Raw genomic sequence first — 24419 nt, 5'->3', positions numbered from 1 at the left:
TTTGGGCCCAACATCGAACAGGATTTAGCAGGAAGCATGCCAAGGACGGAGCGCCAGCCGGCCGAAGGGCCGTGACAACGGGAGCGGGGTCTGGCCGGCGGGGCGGTCGTCAGCCGCCGTCCTTGCCCGGCTGGGGGATCTCTTCCACTTCCACTATCTTGGAGCGGCTCATCACCACCTTCCAGCGCTGGAGCACCGGCGGTTTCTGCCCCTGTACCTCGCGGGTGACCAGGTTGATGAGGTAGCGTTTTTCCACCGGCTGGCGGGTGACCTGATTGTCCTTGAGCTGGTAGACGTGATGGGAGCCCTTTTCCATCAGCCGGGCCAGCAGGGCCAGGTCGAGCTGCAGCACTTCCCGGGTCTGCTCGTAACCGCTCAGGAAGCGGGTCGGCAACATGCGCGAGTGGCTGCCGTAGTGCATGATCACTTCCTCGCGCTGGCTGACGTTGGCCCGGCGGGCGGCCCTGATGGCGCCGTCCAGGCGGGAGGGCGACTGGTAGTCGAACCACTCCAGCTGGCGTCCGACCAGCTGGTTGCTGTGCACGTCGAAGTACTGCCGCCGCCACTTGGGCCGGCCCTTGCGCAGCCAGCGCCACAGGGTGGCGCGCAGATCCTCCTTGAAGATCTCCCGCAGGGCGTAGAGCAGGGCCAGGGCGAAGATCACCATCAGCGAGATGCCGCCCAGGGTTTCGCGCACCTCGAAGGCGGCGAGCGACACCGAGGTCATCACCACGGCGGTGACCCCGGCCTTGAGCAGCTTCTGCTCGCCGCCGCCCAGCTCCCGGGTTTTCTCCTTGAGGGTGACCGGGTATTCGATCAGCCGGCGCAGCAGCCGCATCTTGTTGGACAGGCGCGAGGGGGAGTCGTCGGTGTGGGGGGAGTTGTACTGCTGGGCTTCTCGGTGCCGCCGCTCGGCGCCGCAGGCATCCAGCAGCCGGGGCTTGAGCAGCTTGTAGTCGTCGTTGCGGGGCAGGTGGGCCACCAGCGACAGCAGCCGCTGCTCGGTGAACCAGGACAGGTAGTTGTCGATATTGGCGTAGTACTTGAGCAGGGTCTCGTCCGCCGGCACGTTGCGCCGCAGCCGCTTGAGGATATCCTCGGCCAGGGCGATGACCTCTTCCACCTCTTCCCGGCCGGCCGCGTCCTTGCTGTTGCGCAGCTCGTGGCAGGACTGCTCCAGCCCCGCCACGTACTGGTAGGCGTAGAGGCTGAGGCTGAGCCGGTACTGCTCGGTGCCGAGCTTGCCCCGGCGGGCCAGGCGGCTGTGCACCAGGGGCAGGTGCTGGCGGTCGCTGAAGTAGGTGCGCTTGACGTGGATGGCGCTATGGTAGAACTCCTCCTCCGGCACCACATGGCTGTTGAGCCCCAGCTCGCCGGGAATGAACAGGTAGAGATCCAGCCGGTGCTCGGTGGCCTCCCGCAGGATGCGGGAAATCTTCAGGGAAAAGCCGTCTTTGCGCTCAACGGTGATCACGGGGTTACCAGAAAGGCGAGTGATGACAGTATGTTAACTTATTTTGAAGCAGCTTGCCCGGGCCGGGGCGGCCCGGGCGGGGGGCTCAGTCCAGCCGGGTGCCGCAGCCGCGGAACTGCTGGTCGTCGAGGGTGACCAGCACCCGGTAGGGGAATTCCTCGCCGCTCATGTCGTCCTGGCAGCGTTCCTGGCTGACGCTGACCTCGAGCCGGTGGTCGGCGCTGGCCGCCCGGTAGCCGGCGTCGTCCGGCAGGGCTTCGGGCGTCGGCAGCAGCAGCTCGTTGGCGCCGTAGTTGTAGTTGAAGCGGATCTGCTGGCCCGCGGTCACCTCCAGCACCCAGCCGGGCTCGTTGCCGGTGGCCCTCAGGGTCACGCCGCGCAGGCGGGCGTCTTCCCGCAGGCCCGCGGCCCTGTCTTCCACGCATTCGCCGTAGTCCTGGCCGGCCACTTCCAGCAGGGCGGTATCGCCCTTGCTCCAGACCCGGGCCTGCTCGTTCTCGAAGCGGGCGCCGCTGGCGGAGATCACCTGGGGCAGCTCCTGGTAGGGCAGCTCGAAGCTGTCCGGCAGCCAGAGGCCGAGCCGGCCATCATGATACTGGACCACGAACTCGAAGGGCTCGCCGTCTTGCGGGGTGCAGCGGTACACCAGGGTGGAGGGGCCGGCCGGCGCCGACTCTACCTGCTCCAGGCGGATCTCGATGTCGTCGCCGGGCTGGCCCTGGGTCAGCACGCCGTGGTGTTCGGTGGTGGTCCACAGCAGGGTGCCGGCGGCATCGCGGATCTCGCCGCGCACCGCGTAGCGATGGCTGGGCTCGATGGCGGCGGTATCGTATTCAAGGCTGAAGGGCAGCGGTACCTGCCGGCCTTCGGTGGCGAAGTTCTGTTCCGCCAGGGTCTCGGCGGGGGCGTCGGCCAGGCTGACGTCTTCCAGGCGCACGCTGGCCCGGGCGTCCTCCGGCAGGGCGATGCGCGGCAGATAGACGAGGTTGCCGGAGAGGGTGGCCGTGCCGGCCTGCTCGTTGGCGGCCTGCTCTTCCGAGCAGCCGGCCAGGGTAAAGGCAAACAGCAGCGCCAGGGGCGCCAGGCGTAAGGTGTGCATATGATGTTCCCGTGTTGAAAAAGGACGCTCCTGCCGTGCCTTGGCGGCGGGCGGGCTCCTTCCCTGGGCGTCGCGGATCTGCTTGACCGTTAAAATCTAGTCCCAAACCGGCCCCTTTGTCCATGGCGGCGGAGGCCGCCTTCCCCGGGAAGAGGCCGGGGGAGGATCACCACCGCCAGCTTCTGACCCGCAACGCCTACAGCCGCTGGCGCCACTCGCTCAGGTAGCGCATCCGGTACAGCCGCCAGTCGCCGTCGGCCCGGTGGCACAGGCCGTAGCGAAAGCTGGCCGGCAGGGCGGGCCAGTCGTAGCGCAGATCGCTGAACCAGACACAGCGCTCGTCCTCACGCTGCTCCACCCGGTACAGGTAGGGATAGCGGGCGAAGTCGCGAAAGGGCCGCAACGCCGGGTGCCGCCAGGCCTGCTCCACCTCCGTTTGCCAGTCCGGATCGGCGCCGCTCGGGCCATAGGGCTGCCAGCGGGCCCCGGCTCCGGTCTGGTAGCCCTGCCGCCAGCCGGGGTAGCCGAGCCAGGAGGAGACCCGGGCGGCGACGGGATCCGGCGCCAGCCGCAGGTAGAGCGACTGCTGGCGGTGGGGGTCGATCACCTGCCAATGCAGCGGCGAAAAGGGCTGGGGAATGGCCACGGCAGCGCCGCCCTGGTACAGGGCCAGTTGCTTGAGCCCGAGCAGCAGGCCCAGGTAGAGGAGCGGCGGCAGCAGGACGAGCCGTCGTCCCGGCCGCCGGTACAGCACCGCCAGGCAGAGGCCCAGCAGCAGGGTGAAGTAGGCGTCGATCACGAACAGCAGATCGGCGCTGAAGCGGGCCCGGCTCAGGGGATAGAACAGCTGGGTGCCGTAGCCGGTGAGGGCGTCGAGCAGGTCGTGGGACAGGATGCCGACAAGGAGGAGCAGGAACAACCAGCGGCCCTGGGCGCGCAGGGCCGGGTGCAGCCGCAGCAGCAGGGCCAGCAGGCCGGCCCAGAGCGGCGCCAGCAGCAGGGAATGGGTCGGCCCCTGGTGCCAGTAGGCGAGGAATTCCAGCGGCGACCAGGGGAAGAGGGCGTAGTCGATGTCGGGGAAGAGGCCGCCCAGGGCGCCCAGCCACAGCCGTTGGTTGCGGCCCAGGGGGCAGCGGCGCGGTGAGGGCAGTTGCGCCAGGGTGGCGCCGAGCAGGGCGTGGCTCAGGCCGTCCATGGCCGCTCAGCACCGGGGGCAGCGCCGGGTGGCCCGCTCCAGCAGGCCGCGCAGCAGGGTGCGGGTGGTGTTGAGGTTGTCGCTGCCGTCCACCAGGAAGCTGGCGACGGCGGTGAGGTAGATGGAGGTGAGGGTGAGCTCCCCCAGGATGCGGCCGAGGCCGGTCGGCCGCCACCGGGCGGCCTCGACAAACCACTGCACGGTGCGGCTGATCCGGGTGATGCCGTGGGCCTGCAGGTGGAAGTGGCCCGGTTCCAGCTTGTAGGCCAGCATGTCCCGCACCAGCGGCTTGTAGGGCGCCAGGTAGTCCAGCCAGGCCATGATGCGGATCAGCAGCCGCTCCGCCAGGGCTTCGTCCTCGTCCGGGGGCAGGCCCAGCATGGCGGCGTCGGCCCGGTCGAACAGGGCCTCGGCCATGTCGTCCTTGGAGCGGAAATGGCGGGCGATCTCGGCCAGGCTCAGTTCCCTGGCCTCGGCCAGCTCCTGCAGGCTGAAGGCTTCCCAGGAGCTGTGCAGGGCGAGGTGGAGGGCGGCGTCGAGAATGGCGTCGTGCTCGGCGGAAAAGGTCGACATGGGCGTGTCCGCGTTCGGGTGGCAACTGCCTACAGTATAGCCGCCCGGCACGCCCTCTTTCGGAGGGCCAGGTCCTCAGGGCAGGACGGCCTGCGGAGCCAGGCTCAGCTCCCGCACCTCGGCGGTGGCCAGGGGCTTGAGCTCCCGGTGGCGGCCGAGGGGCAGCCCCAGGGCCAGGGCCAGCAGGATTTGCAGGGTATCGCCGTGGCTCACCAGCAGCAGGGTCTGGTCCCGGTGCCGTTGCTCCAGCTGTTCGATCAGCCGCCAGCCGCGTTCGGCCACCTGGTTCAGGCTTTCGACCCCGGCGTAATGGTGATCCGGGCTCAGCTCGTCCTGCTGCCATATGTCCGGGTAGCGCAGGTCCGGGCCGCCGTCCAGCTCGCCGAAGAAGCGCTCGCGCAGGGCGATGTCCTCGTTCAGGGGGCAGAGGAAGCGGGCGGCGGCCAGCTCGGCGGTTTCCCGGGCCCGCCGGAACGGCGAGCTGACGATGCGATCCGGCCGGGGACAGGGCCAGTTCGCCAGGGTGCAGGCCACCTGTTGCCGACCCTGGGGGGAGAGGCCGTAGCCGGCCTCGCCCTGCCTGGGATGGCTGATGATGAGGTGGGCCTGGTTGGCCAGGCTGTGGCCATGGCGCAGCACCAGATAACGATTGTTCAGGGTCATTACAGCAACCTCTTGCGCACCTGCACCACCAGCCACTCGGCCAGCAGCACCACCACCAGTATGCTCATCAGTACCGTTGCCACCCGTTCCCACATGAACAGGTTCATGGCGTCGCTCAGCACCACCCCTATGCCGCCGGCGCCCACCAGCCCCAGCACCGCCGACTCGCGCACGTTAATGTCCCAGCGGAACAGCACTATGCTGAAGAAGGCCGGCATCACCTGGGGCCAGTACCCCTTGATCAGCACGCTGGCGGTGGAGGCGCCGGTGGCGCGCAGCGCCTCGATGGAGCCCATGTTGATCTCCTCGATGGCCTCGGCCAGCAGCTTGCCGACGAAGCCCACCGAGCGCAGCGCCACCGCCAGCACCCCGGCGATCACCCCGGGGCCGAACACCGCCACGAACAGCAGGGCCCACACCAGGGAGTTGACCGAGCGGGAAGAGACCAGGAAGAAGCGGGCCAGCCAGTTCAGCCAGGGCGAGGCCACCACGTTGCCGGCGTTGAGCAGCGCCAGGGGCACCGCCAGCAGCAGGCACAGCAGGGTGCCCAGGGTGGCGATGTGCAGGGTTTCCATCAGGGCGCCGTGGATGGTGGTCGGGTAGGAGGCCCATTCCAGCGGCCACATGCGGGCGAACATGTCCGCCATTTGCTGGGGGGCGTCGAACAGGAACTCGGGGATCACCTCCACGGTGCGCACCGAGATCACGAAGGCGGCGACGATCACCAGGTAGACCAGGTAGCGGCTCAGGCGTTGCAGCGGGGTGAAGCGCTGCCATTGGCGTTGGGGCTGGGACATGGGCGCTTGCTCCATCGACTGGGTGTGACTGCTCATTGGAAAACTCTCCGTACCGCGTTGGACAGGGCCTCGCCCACCAGGATCAGGGCGATGATGGTGATCAGAATGGCGGTGACGAAGTCGTAGTCGAAACGCTGGAAGGCGGCGAACAGGGTGCCGCCCAGGCCGCCGGCGCCGACCAGGCCGACCATGGTGGAGTTGCGCAGGTTGGAGTCGAGCTGGTAGGTGGAAAAGCCGATAAAGCGGGAGAACACCTGGGGCAGCACCGCGAACAGGATGACGCTGACAAAGCCGGCGCCGGTGGCGCGGATGGCCTCCACCTGCTTGAGCGAGATCTCCTCGATGGCCTCGGCAAACAGCTTGGCGATAAAGCCCACCGAGGCCACCACCAGGGTGAGGATGCCGGCCAGGGCACCGAAGCCCACCGCCTTGACGAAGAGGATGGCGATGATCACCGGGTGGAAGGTGCGGCACACGGCGATCAGTACCCGCGCCGGCGAGGTCACCAGGGTGGGCATCAGGTTGCGGGCGGCGAGCAGGCCCACGAACAGGGAAATGAAAATGCCGGCCACACTGGCGATCACCGCGATCTGCAGGCTTTCGATCAGGTCGTGCAGCAGGATCTCCCAGCGATCGAAGTTGGGCGGGAACATGCGATCCAGCAGGCGGGCGCCGTGGCCCAGGCCGTCGACGAAGCGGGCCCAGTTGAGATCCATGGCGCCGAAGCCGTACACCACATAGGCGGCCAGGGCCAGCCAGCCCAGGCGGGCCGCCGGGCTCTGGCGGAAGGGGTTGGAGCGGGTTACACCAGCCATGATTCACCTCCGTAGATCTGCTTGAGGTGGGCGTCGGTGATGCCGGCGGGATCGCCGTCGTATACCACCTGGCCGCCGCTCATGCCGATCATGCGCCGGGCGAAGCGCTGGGCCAGCTTGACGTCGTGGATATTGACCAGGGTGGGGATGCCCTGGCTGGCGGCCAGGGTGTCCATCAGCTCCATGATCTCCACCGCCGTCTTGGGATCGAGCGACGAGGTGGGCTCGTCCGCCAGCAGGATATAGGGCTGCTGCATCAGGGCGCGGGCGATGCCCACCCGCTGGCGCTGGCCGCCGGACAGGCTGTCGGCCCGCTGCATGGCGAAGTCGGCCAGGCCCACTTTGTCCAGCAGCTCGAAGGCCCGATCCAGATCCTCCCGGGCGAAGTTGCGTCGCCAGGCCTGCCAGGCGCTCATGTAGCCGAGCCGGCCGGTGAGCACGTTTTCCAGCACCGTCAGCCGCTCCACCAGGTTGTATTCCTGGAACACCATGCCGATATGGCGGCGCAGCCGGCGCAGTTCCTTGCCCCTGGCCGCCGCCAGATCCGCCTGCTGGAACAGGATTTGACCCTGGCTGGGGGTGATCAGCCGGTTGATGCAGCGCAGCAGGGTGCTCTTGCCGGTGCCGGAAGGGCCTATGATGGCGATGATGCCGGGTTCGGTGATGTCGATGTCGATCTGGCGCAGTATCGGCTTGCCCGGGGTGTAGGCGTGGCTGAGCTGCTTGATCTGCAGATAGGAGCTGGTCATCTCGTTCTTCCTTGCGGTTAATCGGAAAAAGGGGGCGCCTCTGTACGAAAAGGCGTCCGGTCACAGGCTGTCATTCCTGAGGTCGTTTACGATCTCCACGGGGCTTGTCGGTTGTGGCCAGAGGAAAGGCAACAGGGCTACCTCCACCGACACGCTGCAAGCACATCCCTGTGACGCTCGGCACATGCCGTCCCTGGCATGTGACGGTCGGCGGAGGCAATCCCTGTCGCCTCTTTCAACCCCGACGTCGTCTGTTGATGTAGCCAGCAGGCGACACTAGAGTTCCAAGCAGCACCCTTTGGCCGAATGCTGCAGAGCGTAAACAGGCCCCGGGTCTTTACTGCTGGGCCTGTTGCGCCAGGGCTTCGGCCCGTTGCTTGGCGGCCTCGGCGGCTTCCTTCTCCGCCAGTTGCTGCAGGCCGTTCTTGGTGTAGGCGGTGCCGGTGGCGTGGGCGATGTCGCGGATGATCTGCCAGTCTTCCTTGTAGGTGATGGGGTAGAAGCGATCGGCACCGCCGAAGGTCTCCTGCATTTCTGCCGGGAAGCGATAGCTGTCGAAGGCGTCCTTGATCCTGGCCACCAGATCCGGGTGCAGGTCGTGGGCATAGCCGAAGGCGGAGGTGGGGAAACGGGCGCTGGTGTAGATGGTGCGGAAGTCCTCGCCCTTGACCCGGCCGGCCTCGACCATGCGGTCGTAGACATCGGAGGCCACGGGAGCGGCGTCGTAGTCGCCGGACAGCACGCCCATCACCGACTGGTCGTGCTTGCCGGAATAGACCACCTTGTAGTCTTCGTCCGGGGTCAGGCCGATCAGCGGAAACAGGGCGCGGGGCGCCAGGTTGCCGGAGTTGGAGGACACGGCGGTGTGGGCCACCGTCTTGCCCTTCACGTCTTCCATGGTCTGGATGTCGCTGTCGGCGCGCACCAGCATGATCAGGTTATAGCCCTGGAAGGCCTCTTCGGTGCCCTTGACGGCGATGGGCACATAGCCGGCCAGGTTGACCGCGTAGCCGGTGGGGCCGGTGGAGAAGCCGGCGATATGCAGCCGGCCGGAGCGCATGGCCTCGACCTGGGCCGAGTTGGAGTGTACCGAGTAGTAGATCACCTTCTTGCCGGTTTTTTCCGCCAGATAGTTCTGGAAGTCGGCGAAGGCGTCGCGGTAGACGGCGGGATCTTCCACCGGGGTATAGGTGAACACCAGGGTGCCCGGATCCTTCCACTGCTTGGGATCGGCGGGGGTGTCGGCCACCATGTCGCCGTTGCTGTCGCAGTACATGTCGTCGAGCACGCCGCGGGGGCAGTCCTGGGCCTGGGCGGCGACGCCGAAGCCGAGCAGGGCGGAGGCCAGCAGGCCGGTGATCAGGTTTTTGGTCATGGTTTTCGTCCTTATCTTGTCGATTATTCCGTATGGGCGGTGCCCGGTGTTGCCCTTTCCCTATGGCAATATGGGTGCCAATATTTTTAATCTTTTATTTTCAATGCGTTAACTTTTTTCGTCTGGTTTGATAACCGGCTTTGGGACAGTCCTGTCCCGCCGGTTTTGTTAAAAAGGGACAGGGTTGTCCCTTGTGGACTGCCCGCTTATCCCTGCGACTCTCGTCGGTGGCAAACGACGTTTGCAGATTGGCACCTGACTGGTGGAGCGCAGGCGGCCCGCCTGCTTTCCCGCGCAGCGGGAACCCCCGGGCTGGCCCGCCACACCACAGGTTCAAAGAGGCTCGAGGCAGAACAGGCATTGCGGGCTGGGCTGTGCCTTCGCCCACCTCGGCGCCATCTTCATGCGGGCGGGCCGCCCGCGCCCCAAGAATCATCCCTGCCTGATTTTTAAACTACATGGCGCTCTGGGTTGGTGTCTTACTCCGCCTGCCGTTCCAAAAAGGCGACGGCCCTGTCGGGGAAGTCGGTAAAGACCCCGTCCACCCTGGCCTGGTTGTAGAAGACGTCGAGCAACTGCTCGAAGTTTTCGGCGTAGGCGGGCAGCCGGCCTTCGTCCAGGCGCAGGGTGTAGGGGTGCACCTCCAGGCCGGCGGCCTGGGCCCGGGCCGCCAGGCCGGTCAGCTCGATGTTGCCGGGGGTGGAGCCGTCGGCCACCACCATCGGCATCCAGGGGCCGACGCCGTCCGCGTGCCGGGCCAGGGTGGCCATGGCGTCGGGCTCGAACATCCAGTCGTAGTCATAGGGGATCCACTGGCCCTGGGCATCCTGCTCGAAGGTTTCGCCCCAGTCGGTATGGGCCAGCAGCATCACCAGCTTGATGTCCATGCCGTATTCCGGCAGCAACTGCTCCTTGATGCGCTTGAGCTCGTTGTAGTCGAAGGTCTGCAGGTAGACCTTGCTGTCCCGCCCGGTGTAGCCGTAGCGCTTGAGCACCTCCAGGGTGGCGCGGGCAATGTCCTTGCCGTGCTGGTGGTGCAGCCAGGGCGCCTTGATCTCCGGGTAGATGCCGATGTCGTAGCCCAGGCTCTTGTTCAGGCCCTGGATCAGCTCGATTTCCTCCTCGAAGGTGGGAATGCGAAAGCTGGACTGCCACAGGGGGAAACGCCCGGGATAGACGGCGCTCTGTTTGCCGGCTTCGTCCTGGTTGAACACTTCGGTGGCCCGCAACTGGCGGATCTCGTCCAGGGTGAAGTCGATGGCGTAGTAGCGGCCGTCTTCCCGGGCGCGGCCGGGGAAGCGTTCGGCCACGTCGCTGACCCGGTCCAGGTAGTGATCGTGCAGTACCACCAGGCGATCATCCTTGGTCATCACCAGGTCCTGCTCCAGGTAATGGGGCTTCATGGCGTAGGCCAGGGCCTTGGCCGCCAGGGTGTGTTCCGGCAGGTAGCCGGAGGCACCCCGGTGGGCCACGACTATCTGTTCGGCCTGCAGCCAGGGGGAGCACAGCAGGGTGGTGGCCAGCAGGCCGCTCAGCAGGGGTTTGGTCATGATGTCAGTCCTTCATCGTTGAAAAGTCCATAGGGTGAATGCCCGTTTGGGCCAACTCCCTATGGCAAAATCGATGCCACGATTTTTTCTTTTTATATTTCATGTTGTTATGAAATCGTGATGACAGGCGAAGAGGACTTTGGGACAGGGTTGTCCCAAAGCCCGGGGGGCTCAGCCGCGGTAGTCCCATTTGTCCAGCTGGTACTTCTTCATTTTGCGGTAGAGGGTCTTGCGGGTCAGGTTGAGGTGCTCGGCGGCCTTGTTGATCTGGCCCTGGTGGCGGCGCAGGCTGTCCATGATAAGCCTCCGTTCGTAGCCTTCGAGCTGCTGTTCGAAGTCGGCGTCGCCGTCGCCGTCGGCGGTCGGTTCGGGCTGGTCCAGGTTCAGCCCTTCGCCGGCCACCCCCAGCACGAAGCGCTCGGCCACGTTGCGCAGCTCGCGCACGTTGCCGGGCCAATCGTGTTGCTCCAGGCGGGCGAGCTGGCTGGGCCTGAGGCCGGGCAGGGGGCGCTGGTATTTGTCCGCCGCCTGCCGGGCGTGGAAGCGGAACAGCTCGGCCAGATCCTCCTTGCGTTCGCGCAGCGGCGGCAGGTGCAGGCAGGCCACGTTGAGCCGGTAGTAGAGGTCGGCGCGAAAGCGGCCCTGCTCGCTGAGTTCGGCCAGATCCGCCTTGCTGGCGGCGATCACCGTGATCCGCACCGGTATGGGGTCGGTGCCGCCGACCCGCTCTATGGTCCGTTCCTGCAGCACCCGCAGCAGGCGGATCTGCGCCGCCAGGGGCATGCTCTCGATCTCGTCCAGGAACAGGGTGCCGCCGTGGGCCACCTCAATTTTGCCGATGTGGCGGCGCTGGGCGCCGGTGAAGGCGCCGGCCTCATGGCCGAACAGCTCGCTCTCCAGCAGGTGTTCGGGCATGGCGCCGCAGTTGATGGCCACGAAGCGCTTGTCCCGCCGCGGGCCGGCGTCGTGCAGGGCACGGGCCGACACGTCCTTGCCGGTACCGGTCTCGCCGTAGATCAGGGTGTCCACCTGGGCGGCGGCCAGCACCCGGAGCTGCTCCCGCAGCCGCTGCATGGGGGCCGACTGGCCGAGCAGGGTGCGGGCCAGGGGATCCTCGCCTTCGGGCTGCGACTGCGGCTGCAGGCTCAGGCGGCGCTGTGCCATGGCGCTGTGCAACCGTTCCAGCAGCGCCTCGGGCTGCAGGGGTTTTTCCAGGAAGTCGTAGGCGCCCTCCTTCATCGCCTGGATCGCCATGGGAATGTCGCCGTGGCCGCTCATCAGGATCACCGGCAGTTCCCTGTCCCTGGCCTGCACCCGTTGCAGCAGCTCGAGGCCGTCCAGCCCCGGCATGCGCACGTCGGTGAGCAGCACCGCCTCGCGCCCCGGGCTCAGCTCGGCCAGGGCCCGGCGGGGATCGGCGAAGGCCCGCACCCGGAAGCCCTCGAGTTCCAGCATTTCGGTCAGGCTGTCCCTGACCATGGCTTCGTCGTCGATCAGCAGTATTTCCATGTTATGCCCTGTTGAAACGCAGGTTGAAGGTGGTGCCCCGGCCGGGGGTGGAGCTCAGGCGGATCTGGCCGCCCAGGTCCTGCATGATGTTGTAGCTGATGGCCAGGCCCAGCCCCAGGCCCTTGCCCGGGGCCTTGGTGGTGTAGTAGGGGTCGAAGATCTGCTCCAGCCGTTCGGGAGGAATGCCGCAGCCGTTGTCCTCCAGGCAGAGCTGCACCTGATCCCGGTACTGCCGCCAGTGGATGCGCACCTCGGGAGACGGCCGCTCCTCCAGCGCGTCGAGGGCGTTGCCGAGCAGGTTGACCAGCACCTGCTCCAGGCGGATGGCCTCGGCCTGCACCAGGGTGTCGGCATCCCCCGCGATGCTCAGGGTCACCCCGCGCCATCTGGGCTGCAGCAGTTCGACCGCCGCTTCCACCACCGCCCCCAGGGCCACCGGCGACAGCCGGCTGTCGGCCTTGCGGGCGAAGCTGCGCAGGTGGCGGGTAATGGTGCCGGCCTTGTCCAGCAACTGGCGCAGCTTGCCGAGGCCCTGCTCGGCCTTGTCCGCTTCATTGCGGGCCAGGTAGCGGCCCACCGAATGCAACTGGGTGCTCATGGCGTTGAGCGGCTGGTTGATCTCGTGGGTGATGGCCACGCTGAGCTGGCCCAGGGCGGCGAGCTTGCCGGCCTGGATCAGCTCTTCCTGGGTCAGGCGCAGCTGGCGCTCGGCATGGAGCCGGTCCTCGATTTCCCGGGCCAGGCGGTGGCGGGCCCGCTCCGCCCGCAGGGCGGTCTGCTGGAAGTGGCGCAGATCCCTGGCCATGTCGGCCACTTCATCCCGGCCCCGGATGCTGACGGGCGTGTCCAGCCGGCCGCTGGCAATGGCCCTCATGTCGCGCTGCAACCGGACGATGCGCGCCAGCACGTTGCGGCTGACATAGAGCCAGGAGATGCCGGCCACCAGCAGCAGGCTGAGCAGGGACAGCAGCAGGGTGGCATGGCTGGTGCGGGCCAGGGTATGGGCCGACTGGGCGATGTCGGCATCGACCTGATGGTTGGCGGCCTCGCTGTAGTGGGCTATCTGGGTGGCGAGCTGGCGCACGTGGCGCTGGCTGTTGGCCACCAGGAACTGCTCCTGGTAGCGCAGATCCAGCTCTTCGTTTTTCAGCCGGAACAGCGGTCCATCCCGGGACACCAGGGTCAGCAGCAGGGCCAGGGACCGGCGTTCGTCGTCGGGCAGAGCCCGATCCAGGCCGTCGAGTTCGCCGGCCATCTGCTCCAGCCGCAGGAAGGTATAGTCCAGCTCGTTGAAGCTGGTGTCGTTGGCGACCTTTTCCGCCAGGGCGGCGAGATAGTTGATGATCTGTAGCATGGTGGCCCGCTCCGGCGAGGGCGAGGCCGCCTGGCGGGCGAGCAGGCTGTCGTTGAGCCGGCGATAGAGCGGATGGATCAGCTGGCGTTGTTGCTGGCTTTCCCAAGCGAGCTGTTCACGGCGGACGACCGTGGTGTCGAGCAGTTCGACGCTGTTGCGGATCTGATCGGTGATCTCGATAAAGTAGCGGTTGTAGTCCGGCAGGTGGCGCATCCAGTCCTCCATGCCGTTCAGCGCCTGATCCAGCCCCTGGCGGGCCCGCTCCCGTTCGGCGCGGGACTCGGCGCTGACCAGTTGCGGCACCATGGCCACCACCTGCCGGCTCTGATCGTTGAGGCGGGAGGCGGCATAGAGCACCCCTATGCTGGTTTCCCGCAGCTGTTGCAGCCGGGTCTCCAGCTCACCGCTGCTGCGCCAGGAGAGCCCCGCCGCCAGCAGGGTGATGGCCGCCAGCAGCAGAAACGCCAGCAGCAGTCGTCCGCCGATGCCAAGCCTGAATGAGTGCACAGCCCACCTTTCCCTGGAAAAATGATTGTTCGATGTTGAATGATTGTTATAGCGTCTGGGCGATGGTCGGACCAATAGCGGGGAGGGCAAAGCGGGAGCTTGCTCACGTCACCATAAAAAACCCCGCCTTGCGGCGGGGCGGAAAAGGCTAACGGAGCCTGAAAAGGATTATTGCTGGGTGCTGCTCAGGGTCTTGCCCTGCTCGGTCCAGAACTTCTTGGCGCCCTCGTGCAGCGGGGTCACGATGCCCAGGATACCGTCTTCCACCGTCATGGCCTCGGCGGCCTGGGTCACGGAGTGCATGAACTTGAGGCCATCTTCGGAGTAGATCTCCTTCAGGCTGTCGTACACCTTGTCTTCGGACAGGTGACGGCCGGCCACCCAGAGGGCGGAGTCCTGGATGGTGACCACGTCGTAGTCCACGCCCGGGTAGGTACCGGCGGGAATGGTCACGGTGGCGTAGTAGGGGTGATCGTTGAACAGGGTGCCCTTCTCGGCGGCCTCGTTCACCTGCAGCAGCCGTACCTTGTTGCTGGAGGCGGCCTGGATCACCGAGGCGTTGGGGAAGCCGGCGAATACCCAGAGGGCGTCGATCTGGCGATCCCCCAGGGCGGAGGCGCCCTGGTTGTAACCGATGTACTGGGGCGTGATCTTGTCCCACAGGCCCACGCCCTCGAAGAAGCGCTGGGCGGAGGCGGCGGCGCCGGAGCCGGCCGGGCCTACGGCCACGTTCTTGCCGGCCAGTTGGGCCACGTCGGTGATGCCGGAGCCGTCCAGCACGATCAGGTGGGCCGGGGCGCCGTACAGGTAGGAGATGGCCTGGGCGTTGCGGTACTGGCGGGTGTCGTTGGTCAGCTTGCCCTGCAGGCCCAGGTACATGTCGCCGGAATAGACGATGCCGAAGTCGGCGTCACGGGAGTTGACCCGACGCAGGTTTTCCACCGAACCGGCGGACGCCATGTTGGACACCTCCACCCCTTCCATGGTGCGCGACAGCCGGGTGGCGATGCCGTTGGAAAAGTACTGGAAGGTGCCGCCGTCGGGGCCGCCGGAGAACGCCAGGCGTTCGGTCTGGGCCTGGGCGGTGGCGCTCAGGCCGAAGGCCGCCACGGCGGCGATGGTCAGGGAGGCCAGCGCCTTGGAGGGTTTGAACAGTTGCTTCAACATCATGGTTGTTTCCTCTTTGTTATGGTTTCTCGGGGTCTTCCTTCGAGAAGGGGGGCGGGCCTCTCAGCCGCGCTCGGGTACGGTTAATACAGGGATCATGGACTTGCGGATCAGCCGCTCGGTGGTGGAACCGACCAGCAGCTGCTCCACCCCGCTGCGGCCATGGGTGCCCATCACGATAAGGTCGGCACCGAGGGCCGAAGCCTGGACCAGGATCTCCTCGGCGGCCGGGCCCATCACCACGTCCGTGGTCAGTTCGCCCTCGAAATCGCCGAAGAAGCGCTGGGCAAAGTCATGCATGTCGGCCACCGCCTGGGTCTTGACCTCCCGGGCAAACTCCTCCATCAGGCCGACGGGAATGCCGCGCCAGTGCCGGTCGTGCAGCTCGGTGATCACGTGCAGCAGGTGCAGGCGGGCACCGTGCAGTCCGGTCAGTTGCCTGGCCAGCTCGGCGGCGTGGGCCGAGCCTGCGGAGAAGTCGGTGGCATATACGATCAGGTTAATCTGGGCCATGCTGGTCTCCTCAACTGGCATTGGAGTGGTTGATCTTGACCGCCGGGGCGGTGCTGCCTTCCCGCTGCAGCCACCACACCAGGGCGATAACGGCCAGGCCGACGGCGTCGGACCACAGGGTGGGCCAGTACAGCAGCAGGGTGCCCACGCCCAGCAGCAGCCATTCATGCAGCCTGGTCCTGCGGCGCAGGTAGCCCATGGAGAAGGCGCCGAAGGCGATGGTGCCCAGGGTGGCGGAGACGAAGGCCACGATGATCTCCATGATGGTGCCGTCGAGCAGTATGGCCGGCACGTAGGCGAACAGCAGCGGCATCACGTACAGCATCTTGGCGAACTTGAACGAGGTCCAGCCGGTCTTCCAGGGATCCGAACCGGCGATGGCGGCGCCCGCGTAGGCGGCCACGCATACCGGCGGGGTGATGTTGGAGTCCTGGGACAGCCAGTAGACGATCATGTGGGCGGCGATGGCGGCCACGCCGAACTCGCCCAGGGCGGGAACCGCCAGCACGGCCACGATCAGGTAGGCGGCGGTCACCGGCACGCCCATGCCCAGCACCAGGGAGGCGATGGCCACCAGCACCAGGGCCAGGAACAGGCTGTCGCCGGCCATGGAGATGATGAGGTCGGAGAACTTGAGGCCCATGCCGGTGAGCGAGATGGTGCCGACGATGACGCCGATCACGCCGATGGTGGCGCCCACAATCAGGGTGTTGCGCGCGCCCACCTGGATGGCTTCCCAGATCTCCCTCGGCCCCATGCGGGTTTCCTTGTTGACCCAGCTTACCGCGATGCAGGACAGGGTGGCCCAGAAGGCGGAGTTGCCGGCGGAGCGGCCGCTCAGCAGCAGCACCGTGATGATCACCAGGGGCAGGGCGTAGTACCAGCCGGCCTTGAACACCGTTTTCCAGTGCGGGATCTCCTCGCCCTGGATGCCCACCAGGCCGTGTTTCTTGGCCTCGAAGTGCACCATGCAGTACACCGCCAGGAAGTAGAGGATGGCGGGCCCGATGGACAGGATCATGATGGTGGAGTAGGGGGTGCCGGTGAGTTCGGCCATCAGGAAGCCGCCCGCGCCCATGATGGGGGGCAGGAACATGCCGCCGATGGAGGCGGCGGGCTCGATGGCGCCGGCCACGTGGGGCTTGAAGCCGGCCCGCTTCATCATGGGGATGGTGAAGGCGCCGGAGGACACGGTGTTGGCGATGGCGGAGCCGGACACCGAGCCGAACAGGGCGGAGGAGATCACCGCCACCTTGGCCGGGCCGCCGGTGGAGCGGCCGGCCAGGGCCAGGGGCAGGTCGATAAAGAACTTGCCGGCGCCGGACTTCTGCAGGAAGGAGCCGAAGAAGATGAACAGGATCACGTAGGTGGCCAGTACGCTGGCCATGACCCCGAACACCCCGTTGGTGGTGAGGAACAGGGCGGTGGCCAGGCGCTCGAAGCGGAAGCCCCGGTGGGCGAACAGCTCCGGCAGGTAGGGCCCGAACAGGGCGAAGGCGATCATGCCCACCCCGATCAGGGTGATGGACCAGCCCAGCACCCGACGGCAGATCTCGAGCGACAGCAGCAGGCCGACGATGCTGATCAGCATGTCCACCTCGTTCTCGGCGCCGGCCCGGTAGTTGAGCGCCTCGAACTGGCTGATCCAGTAGATGACGGTGCCGGCCACCATCAGCGCCAGTATCACATCGCTGGCGGTGGGGCTGTTGTGGTTACGCTTGTTCAGCCACTGATCCAGCGGCAGCAGCACGGCGGCGAAGGGCAGCACCAGCCACAGGCTGTAGTGCAGCTTGTCCAGATCCTGGGAGATGGCCATGGCGAGGCCGTCGTACTCCCAGGTTTCCCGGAACAGGGTGATCTGCTGGTAGAAGGCGGTGGGCGAGTCGTAGATAAAGAAGCAACTGACCAGCACCGACAGCAGCGCCGCGCTGATCAGCGACAGGCCACCGTGGGCGGTGCGGCTGCCGGCGGGGTAGAGCAGGAACACCAGGACGAAGGTGATCAACACATACACGCCCAGGTGGTACTGGGTGCTGAGGGCGGCCACCCCGGCACCGTAGAAATAGATGGCGACCATGGCCGCGGCCAGGCCGGCCACCAGCCAGGCCCAGGGCCCGGTCAGCTTGCGCTCGGTCTTGGCGTCTTTTTCCATCAGCTCCTTGAGCTTCTTGCGCTCTTCGGGGCTGAGGCTGTCGAGCTGTTGTTCGGCGTTTGACATCGTTTACCTCTGTTTTTGCTCCGGCCCTGGCGGACCGGTCGGCTTTCCCTGCCACTGTTCACCTTCTGTAACCGGAAGGTGATCAGGCTGGCGTTGCTGTTAACATGTGGTTTGCAAAAAAGAGACCAACTTTATGTAATTGCCCCGGAATGGTGCTGTGGCGTTACATTTTCACTACAAGAGAGGAGGGAGTGATTAACTTTTGTTCTTTTTTAGAATGAAAATGGGTGGGAATCCGCCATTTATCAAATGGCAGTGGATGGTTTTCCCCCCATGGGGTCGCTCCGGGCAAACTCAGGCCTGGAAAATATTGCCCGGCTCACCAGCAGCGAAAGCCATCAGGTCGAAACATCACGCCTTGGCGTACAGGGAGAGGGCAGGCGCAAGCCGGCCTGGGATTGTTTCGGGGGGATATATCCTGGCGGCTGGCATTGTTGTTCCCGCCGGAAGAAAGGGGGGACATCCATGGGTGGAAATCCACCCATGGGGTCGGTATCAGCCGAGGCGGTGCTCGATCAGGCAGGGATGACAGAGGTTATGGTGCACCGGGCAGCGCCGGCAGACCAGCTCGAGGAAAGCAAGCTTTTGCTCGTCGTCCAGGTCGGCGTCGATGTCGGCCCGGATGTCGATGCGCTTGAAGCCCACCGGATCCTCGCTGGGCTTGCCGGCCAGGGCCGCCGGGTTGAGCACCCCTTCCACCGCTACCTTGATGCCCCTGAAGGCGATGCCCTGCTCCCGGGCCACCATCTTGGCGATGGTGGACACGCAGCCGGCCAGGGAAAACAGGAAGGTATCGAGGGGGTTGGGGCCGGTGTCGCCGGCGGTGGCCTGGTCTATCACCATCTGGTGGTTGCCCACCTGGGCGCTGACCCTCCAGCCGGCGGTCATTTCGGTTTGTACCCGGTAGATTTTGTCCGTCATGGTCACCTCTTTTTATTTTAGTGATTGCTTATATTTAACGGTTCCATGGGTAAAAGCAAGGCCGATCAGCCCAGCTCGGCCTTGTAGTCGTTCTTGTCCAGACCGTGCTTCTTCATCTTGTCGTACAGGGTCTTGCGCGGCAGCTGCAGGCTCTCCAGGGTGTCCTTGATGGAGCCACCATGGCGGGCCAGTTCGGCCTGGATCAGGGTTTTTTCGAAATGGTCGACCCGGGCCGCCAGCCCCAGGGCGGTGGGCTCCTGGTCGAGGATGGGCCTGTCGTCGAAGTCGAAGGTGCAGGCCTCGCCCAGCAGCACGTAGCGCTCCGCCAGGTTACGCAGCTCGCGTACGTTGCCCGGCCAGTCGTGGCTCATCAGGCGGTGGATCCGCTCCGCCGACAGGGGCGGTATCTCCCGTTCGTACAGGGCGGAGGCGAGCAGGGCGAAGTGCTGGAACAGCATGGGGATGTCCTGGGCCCGGGCGCGCAGGGGCGGGATGTCGATGCGCACCACATTCAGCCGGTAATAAAGATCCTCCCGGAATTCCCCGGCCTCCGCCTGGGCCTTGAGATCCGCCTTGGTGGCGGCGATGATGCGCAGATCCAAGGGGATCAGCTTGTTGGAGCCGAGCCGCTCTATGGCCCGTTCTTCCAGTACCCGCAGCAGCTTGACCTGCAGGCTCATGGGCATGCTTTCGATCTCGTCGAGGAAGAGGGTGCCGCCATGGGCGTGCTCGAACTTGCCGATACGCCTTTCCTTGGCGTCGGTAAAGGCGCCCTTCTCATGGCCGAACAGCTCGGACTCGATCAGGGTCTCGGGCATGCCGCCGCAGTTGATGGCCACAAAGTTGCGCTCCCGGCGCGGGCTGTGTTCATGGATATAGCGGGCCAGCAAATCCTTGCCGGTGCCGGTTTCGCCCATCAGCAGCACGTCGGCCGGGGTTTCCGCCACCGCCTGCACCAGCCGGCGCAGTTGCTGGACCGCGGGAGTGTTGCCGATGATGCGCGGGCCGGGCGCGCTCTGGGCCTGCAGCTCCTGGCGCAGCTGGCGGTTCTCCAGGGTCAGGGCGCGCTTTTCCAGGGCCCGGTGCACCACGTCCAGCAGCAGGTCGGCGGAGAAGGGCTTTTCGATAAAGTCGTAGGCGCCGTTGCGGATGGCGCCCACCGCCATGGAGATGTCGCCGAAGCCGGTGATCAGGATCACCGGAATGTCCGCATCCACCGCCTTGACCTGCTGCAGCAGCTCGAGCCCGGTCATGCCCGGCATGTTGATGTCGGTGACCAGCACCCCGGTAAAATCCTGGTCGATCAGGGCCAGCGCCCGTTCGGCACTGGCCAGGGGGACGACCTGGTAGTCTTCCAGCTCCAGGGTCTGGCCGGCGGACAGCCGGACATGGGGATCGTCGTCCACCAGGATGACGGTGTGATCGCTGTTCATCGGGGCTCCTGTTCGTGCGCTCGGGTCCGTTTCAGGGTCAGGGTGAAGAGGGCGCCGCCACCGGGGTGGTTGCGCGCCTCCAGCCGGCCGTCCAGGCTCTGGACGATGCGGTGGGAGATGGACAGCCCCAGCCCCAGGCCGGCGGACTTGGTGGTATAGAAAGGCTCGAAGATGTGCTCCAGGGCGTGCTCCGCCAGGCCGGGGCCATGATCCCGCAGGGTCAGCTGCACCTCCTCGTCGGTGGTGCAGAGGCCCACCTCGATGCGGGGTTCCGCCTGCCCGGCCATGGCCTGCAGGGCGTTGCTGATCAGGTTCACCAGCACCTGCTCCAGCCGGCCGATGTCGCCGCGCACCCAGACTTCGCCGAGATCGTCGGGCCAGTCGATGCGGGCGCCCTGCTGCTCCAGCTGGCTACCCATGATCACCATGACCCCCTGGCGCAGGTGCTGCAGGTTGACGCTCTGCCCGAGATCGCCGTTCTGGCGGGCGAATTCCCGCAGCGGCTGCAGTATGGTGGCCATACGCCCGGCCAGGCCGGCGATTTCCTCCAGGTTGGTGGCCACCGACCCGGCCTTGCCCCGCTCCAGCAGCTTGCGGCCGTTGTCCGCATAGTGGCGGATGGCGGTGAGCGGCTGGCTCAGCTCGTGGTTGATGCCGGCGGAAAGCTGGCCCAGCACCGCCAGCTTGGCGGTCTGGATCAGCTGGTTCTGGGTCTGGTGGTGTTGCTCCATCTCCTGCTGCAGCCGCCGGTTGGCTTCGGTCAGCTCGCGGGTGCGCTGCTCGACCCGCAGTTCCAGGGCCTCGTGGGCCCGTTGCAGTTCGGCCTCGTAGCGTTTCTTCAAGCGGTGCCGGGCCACCAGGAACAGCGCCAGGGCGGCGACCACCAGGTAGAAGGTAAGCCCGACCGCCAGGGTACGGAAAACGCTGGTCTCCAGCGGGCGCAGGCTGGCCAGCACCGCCACCCTCATGCCCGCCTCGGGCAGCAGCCGGCTGACCAGCAGGTAGTGGCCGGTCGGCTGTGGATCCAGGCCATCGGAGCTGGGCGGTTGGTCGATCAGGGTAAGCAGCAGGTCACCCTGGGCGGTGGCCTCCCGCCGTACTATGTCGAGGGGCAGCAACGGCGCGCTGCCGTAGCGCTGGCTGGCGCGGATGCGGGCGACGTCCGCCTCGGACAGCAGGCCGGCCAGCGCCGGTGGCCGGCCTGCCGCCAGCGCCTGCAACTGGCGCAATTCGTGGTTGCCATACTGGCGGCTGGCCAGGATATGCTCGTATCCCGGCAACTGGCCCAGGGTGCGGAAACGCCAGTGGGCGCGGGTGGAGATAAAGATGACCCCGTCCTCGTCCATGACCAGTATGTCCTGCAGCGGGTCGCTCCAGTCTTCTTCCACGTCTTCCAGGTCCACCTTGACCACGGTGACCCCGATGATCTCTTCGCCCTGCATCACCGGGTGGGAGAAGAAGTAGCCCCGCACCCGGGAGGTATTGCCCAGGGCGAAATAGCGGCCGGGGCCCCCTTCCATCGCCTGCTGGAAATAGGGCCGGAAGCTGTAGTCGTTGCCGGTGAAGGGGCGGGGCTGATCCCAGTTGCTGGCGGCCAGGGTGATGCCGTTGGTGGCGATCAGGTAACTGTCGGTGGCGCCCATGGTGTCGTTGACCCAGGCCAGGTAACGGTTGGCCTGGTCGGTTTTGTGCGGGTTGTCCGGATCCTGCAGCAGGGCGATCAACTGCTGCTGGTTGGCCAGCAGCCGGGGCAGGTCCTTGTGGCGGTCGAGCTGGTGCTGCAGGCTCAGGATATAGCGGTTGAGGTTGGCGTCGGCCTGCTCGCGGATCTGGGCCATGGCCTGCAGGCGGGCGGTGCCGTACAGCAGGTAGGCGAGCAGAGCCATGCCCAGCAAGAGCAGCAGTAGCAACAGGTTTCGCCTGCCGGTGCCGGCAGCGGAAAGGGCGGCATAGGTTCGTTTCATTCCCGCCCATTATGCGCCCATGGCGGGCGGATGGGAATCCGTCCCCTGTCCGGGCTTGAGTCGGGGCCGCCATTGAGGCGACAATGGCCTTTTCCCCGGGAACCGCATCCATGGCATTTCGCATCCGTTACCACTACCGCAAGCAACAGAAAGAAATCGGCTACGCCAACGACAAGCACCACAGCCTCTACGACGCCATCGCCGCGGCCGAAGGGGTGGATCTGGCCGAGTTTCGTCGCATGGAAACCCAGTTGGCCAACGTCAGCCGCAACGACAGAAAAACATTGAAGGAATTCCGCGAGGAATACTTCCGCAAGCTCGGCTTCAGCCAGATCACCATTTTCCGCGAAGAATAGGGCCCGCGGGCTTCGGGGGCACAACATCAAACAAAACAAGCTGTTATTAAATAGCCGGAGGGAGTCCTGTTTTTGTGCCGGGACGGAATGCGCGTGGACAGTGCCGAATGGCTTTGCCATTATAGGCGGGGATAAAAACAGTTAACGGACTATCTGTGGATCAAATTCAGACCTTTTTCGGCTATCACCAGGCGCTGATGCAGCTGCAGCATAGCCGGGATTTCAGCGGGCGGGACAAGCGTGGCAAGCTGGAGGCCCTGAGCGCCCTCTGCGGCGAGCTGCTCGGCGTGGACAAGGTCAGCGTCTGGACCACCTGCATCAGCGGCAACAGCCTGAACCGGGTTTTGTCCTACCGCCGGGAAAGCGGGCTCGACAACAGCCCCCGCAACCTGGGCCGGGAGCAACTGGGCGACTATTTCTCCGCCCTGTCCGCCGCCGAAATCATCAGTGTCGAGGACGTCTCCTCGGATCCGCGCACCCTCACCCTGAGCCACTGTGACGGCGATGACGGTGGCGTCGCCTCCCTGCTGGATGCACCCATTTTCGACGGTTGCCGGCTCGGGGGCGTGATCTCCCTGGCCGCCGGGCAGCGGCGCCGCTGGACCCTGGCCGACATCGCCTTCGTGACCGCCATCGCCGGCTGCGTCAGCCTGATCAATTCCCACGAAGCCTGGCTGAACAGTCGCAAAGAGCTCGACTACGTGACCCACCACGATGATTTTACCGGCCTGTTCAACCAGCGCGCCCTGCGCAACCATATCAAGCGGCTGATCGAGCAGAGCAGCAGGGCCCTGCCCGAGCCTTTCGCCCTGCTGTGGATCGACATCGACCGGCTCAATGCCATCAACAACGGCATGGGGCTGCACGTGGGCAACGAAGTGGTCAGCGAGGTGGCGGCCCGGCTGCGGGGCATGCTGCTGCCGGGCAAGGAACTGGTGGCGCGGGTGGGCGGCGACGAGTTCGCCATGATCTACCGCTTTCCCAAGGAAGTGGGCACCATGCACGGGGCGGTGGACGCCATTCTGGAAGCCATCGGCCATCCCATCATGGTGGGCGAACAGAAAGTGCAGGTGAGTGTGAGCATCGGCATCTCCTTCTTCCCCTACGACGGCGACGACATCTCCACCCTGATCCGCCACAGCGAATCCGCCATGTACCACGCCAAGGCCAGCGGCCGGCGCCAGGCCCAGTATTTCAACCAGGACATTTCCGCCTCGGCCAAGGCCCGTTTCCTGCTGGAAAGCCAGTTGGCGGACGCCATCGCCAACAACGGGCTGAGCGTGCTCTATCAGCCGATAGTGGCCAACGACGGCCAGCGCCTGGTGGGGGCCGAAGCCCTGGTCCGCTGGCATCACGAGACCCTGGGCTTTATGTCGCCGGCGGAGTTCCTGCCCCTGGCCTACGAGGCGGGCCTGATCGCCGCCCTGGATCAGTGGGTGCTGGAGCGGGTATGCCGGGATATCCGGGAGTCCTGCCGGCTGGAGGTGGCGTTGCCGCCGGTGGCGGTCAACCTGTCGGCCGATGCCATCATGGATCCCCAACTGTCCGACAAGGTCTGGGGGATGCTCCATCGCTACCAGGTGAAGGGGGAACAGCTGGAGCTGGAAGTGATCGAAGACGCCATCAAGGGGGATTCCAGGGCCTTGCGCCAGACCCTGGAGGAGCTGGTGCGCATGGGCATCAAGCTGTCCATCGACGACTTCGGCACCGGCTATTCCTCGCTGCTGCGGCTCAAGAACCTGCCTTTCACCAAGCTCAAAATCGACCGTTCCTTCACCCGGGATCTGCCTCAGGACGTGGACGACTGCGCCATTACCCTCTCGATCCTCGGCCTGGCCAGGGGCCTGGGGCTGGAAGTGGTGGCCGAGGGGGTGGAAAACCAGGAGCAGGAAGCCTGGCTGCAGGAGCAGGGCTGCGATTACCTGCAGGGGTTCAAGTATCACCAACCGATGAGTATCGAACGGCTCCGTGAGCTGCTGATTCCGGCCTGATAATTTGGTGTGATATCGGCTTGCCTGGGGCTCTTGTGATGCTTTCGCCTGGGCTGTTTGTTTTTTGTGGTTGGTTTTTCTTTTGTTTAACCATTGCGCAGCATTCAATGCGGCCTCTCTCGTCGGGAGGCGGCGTTCACTTTCCCGTCTTTTTGATATTACTCCTTGATTTTGGCCGGCTTTTTGCCTTTGCTAA

At 65.7% G+C, this 24419-nt stretch carries 20 protein-coding genes; 2 read left to right on the top strand and 18 right to left on the bottom strand.

The genetic code is table 11. From position 1 onward, the window contains the following. Window positions 1-109: 109 nt before the first annotated feature. The 18 genes from CGX12_RS03095 to CGX12_RS03010 all read right to left on the bottom strand — a co-directional run bounded on the left by CGX12_RS03095 (window position 110) and on the right by CGX12_RS03010 (window position 21876). The gene (locus CGX12_RS03095) at window positions 110-1474 is read right to left on the bottom strand and encodes a hypothetical protein (protein ID WP_094038433.1); all 1365 of its coding nucleotides are present in this window, start codon (window positions 1472-1474) and stop codon (window positions 110-112) included. An 85-nt stretch (window positions 1475-1559) separates the two neighbouring features. Further along, on the bottom strand, window positions 1560-2573 hold the full coding sequence (locus CGX12_RS19800; protein WP_176441987.1) for a YbaY family lipoprotein: 1014 nt from the start codon (window positions 2571-2573) through the stop codon (window positions 1560-1562). 196 nt (window positions 2574-2769) lie between these two features. After that, window positions 2770-3768 (bottom strand): metal-dependent hydrolase, encoded by a 999-nt coding sequence (locus tag CGX12_RS20315; RefSeq protein ID WP_094038432.1) that lies wholly within the window; start codon window positions 3766-3768, stop codon window positions 2770-2772. 6 nt (window positions 3769-3774) lie between these two features. Beyond that, window positions 3775-4341 (bottom strand): TetR/AcrR family transcriptional regulator, encoded by a 567-nt coding sequence (locus CGX12_RS03080; RefSeq protein WP_094038431.1) that lies wholly within the window; start codon window positions 4339-4341, stop codon window positions 3775-3777. A gap of 75 nt (window positions 4342-4416) precedes the next feature. Continuing rightward, window positions 4417-5004, bottom strand: coding sequence for a histidine phosphatase family protein (locus CGX12_RS03075; RefSeq protein WP_094038430.1), 588 nt, complete (start codon window positions 5002-5004; stop codon window positions 4417-4419). Next, on the bottom strand, window positions 5004-5837 hold the full coding sequence (gene phnE / locus CGX12_RS03070) for a phosphonate ABC transporter, permease protein PhnE (RefSeq protein WP_217898107.1): 834 nt from the start codon (window positions 5835-5837) through the stop codon (window positions 5004-5006). The genes CGX12_RS03075 and phnE (CGX12_RS03070) overlap by 1 nt, the downstream gene beginning before the upstream one ends. Continuing rightward, window positions 5834-6616, bottom strand: a complete 783-nt coding sequence (gene phnE, locus CGX12_RS03065) for a phosphonate ABC transporter, permease protein PhnE (protein WP_094038429.1) — start codon at window positions 6614-6616, stop codon at window positions 5834-5836. Before phnE (CGX12_RS03065) ends, phnE (CGX12_RS03070) begins: the two co-directional genes overlap by 4 nt. Then, window positions 6604-7365, bottom strand: coding sequence for a phosphonate ABC transporter ATP-binding protein (phnC, locus tag CGX12_RS03060; RefSeq protein ID WP_094038428.1), 762 nt, complete (start codon window positions 7363-7365; stop codon window positions 6604-6606). The genes phnE (CGX12_RS03065) and phnC overlap by 13 nt, the downstream gene beginning before the upstream one ends. Before the next feature lie 337 nt (window positions 7366-7702). Then, window positions 7703-8740, bottom strand: coding sequence for a phosphate/phosphite/phosphonate ABC transporter substrate-binding protein (phnD, locus tag CGX12_RS03055; RefSeq protein ID WP_094038427.1), 1038 nt, complete (start codon window positions 8738-8740; stop codon window positions 7703-7705). A gap of 479 nt (window positions 8741-9219) precedes the next feature. Continuing rightward, window positions 9220-10290, bottom strand: coding sequence for a glycerophosphodiester phosphodiesterase (glpQ, locus tag CGX12_RS03050; protein ID WP_094038426.1), 1071 nt, complete (start codon window positions 10288-10290; stop codon window positions 9220-9222). A gap of 171 nt (window positions 10291-10461) precedes the next feature. Further along, a complete protein-coding gene (locus CGX12_RS03045) occupies window positions 10462-11799 on the bottom strand; it encodes a sigma-54-dependent transcriptional regulator (RefSeq protein ID WP_094038425.1) in 1338 nt (445 codons plus the stop codon). A gap of 1 nt (window position 11800) precedes the next feature. After that, complete coding sequence (locus tag CGX12_RS03040; RefSeq protein ID WP_094038424.1) at window positions 11801-13660, bottom strand: ATP-binding protein; 1860 nt, start codon at window positions 13658-13660, stop codon at window positions 11801-11803. 168 nt (window positions 13661-13828) lie between these two features. Further along, window positions 13829-14830 carry a TAXI family TRAP transporter solute-binding subunit gene (locus CGX12_RS03035; RefSeq protein WP_232513342.1) on the bottom strand — a complete coding sequence of 334 codons (1002 nt, stop codon included), beginning with the start codon at window positions 14828-14830 and terminating at the stop codon, window positions 13829-13831. 60 nt (window positions 14831-14890) lie between these two features. Continuing rightward, window positions 14891-15340 (bottom strand): universal stress protein, encoded by a 450-nt coding sequence (locus CGX12_RS03030; protein WP_094038423.1) that lies wholly within the window; start codon window positions 15338-15340, stop codon window positions 14891-14893. Window positions 15341-15350: 10 nt separating this feature from the next. After that, window positions 15351-17558 (bottom strand): TRAP transporter permease, encoded by a 2208-nt coding sequence (locus tag CGX12_RS03025; RefSeq protein ID WP_094038422.1) that lies wholly within the window; start codon window positions 17556-17558, stop codon window positions 15351-15353. A gap of 495 nt (window positions 17559-18053) precedes the next feature. After that, on the bottom strand, window positions 18054-18479 hold the full coding sequence (locus CGX12_RS03020) for an OsmC family protein (RefSeq protein WP_094038421.1): 426 nt from the start codon (window positions 18477-18479) through the stop codon (window positions 18054-18056). Between the two features lie 65 nt (window positions 18480-18544). Beyond that, a complete protein-coding gene (locus CGX12_RS03015; protein WP_094038420.1) occupies window positions 18545-19912 on the bottom strand; it encodes a sigma-54-dependent transcriptional regulator in 1368 nt (455 codons plus the stop codon). Further along, entirely contained in the window at window positions 19909-21876 is a 1968-nt protein-coding gene (locus CGX12_RS03010; RefSeq protein ID WP_254918191.1) for a sensor histidine kinase, read from the bottom strand. The genes CGX12_RS03015 and CGX12_RS03010 overlap by 4 nt, the downstream gene beginning before the upstream one ends. Window positions 21877-21986: 110 nt before the next feature. Here CGX12_RS03010 and CGX12_RS03005 point away from each other — a divergent pair, with 110 nt between their 5' ends. Further along, entirely contained in the window at window positions 21987-22232 is a 246-nt protein-coding gene (locus CGX12_RS03005; RefSeq protein ID WP_094038419.1) for a DUF2960 domain-containing protein, read from the top strand. 155 nt (window positions 22233-22387) lie between these two features. Then, on the top strand, window positions 22388-24223 hold the full coding sequence (locus CGX12_RS03000; RefSeq protein WP_094038418.1) for a sensor domain-containing phosphodiesterase: 1836 nt from the start codon (window positions 22388-22390) through the stop codon (window positions 24221-24223). Window positions 24224-24419: the final 196 nt, after the last annotated feature.

Source organism: Zobellella denitrificans, from assembly GCF_002237365.1.
In the GTDB taxonomy this organism is placed as follows: Bacteria; Pseudomonadota; Gammaproteobacteria; order Enterobacterales; family Aeromonadaceae; genus Oceanimonas; species Oceanimonas denitrificans.
The sequence above is the reverse complement of the archived record's forward strand: the minus strand, read 5'-3'. Positions and strand labels throughout refer to the sequence as shown.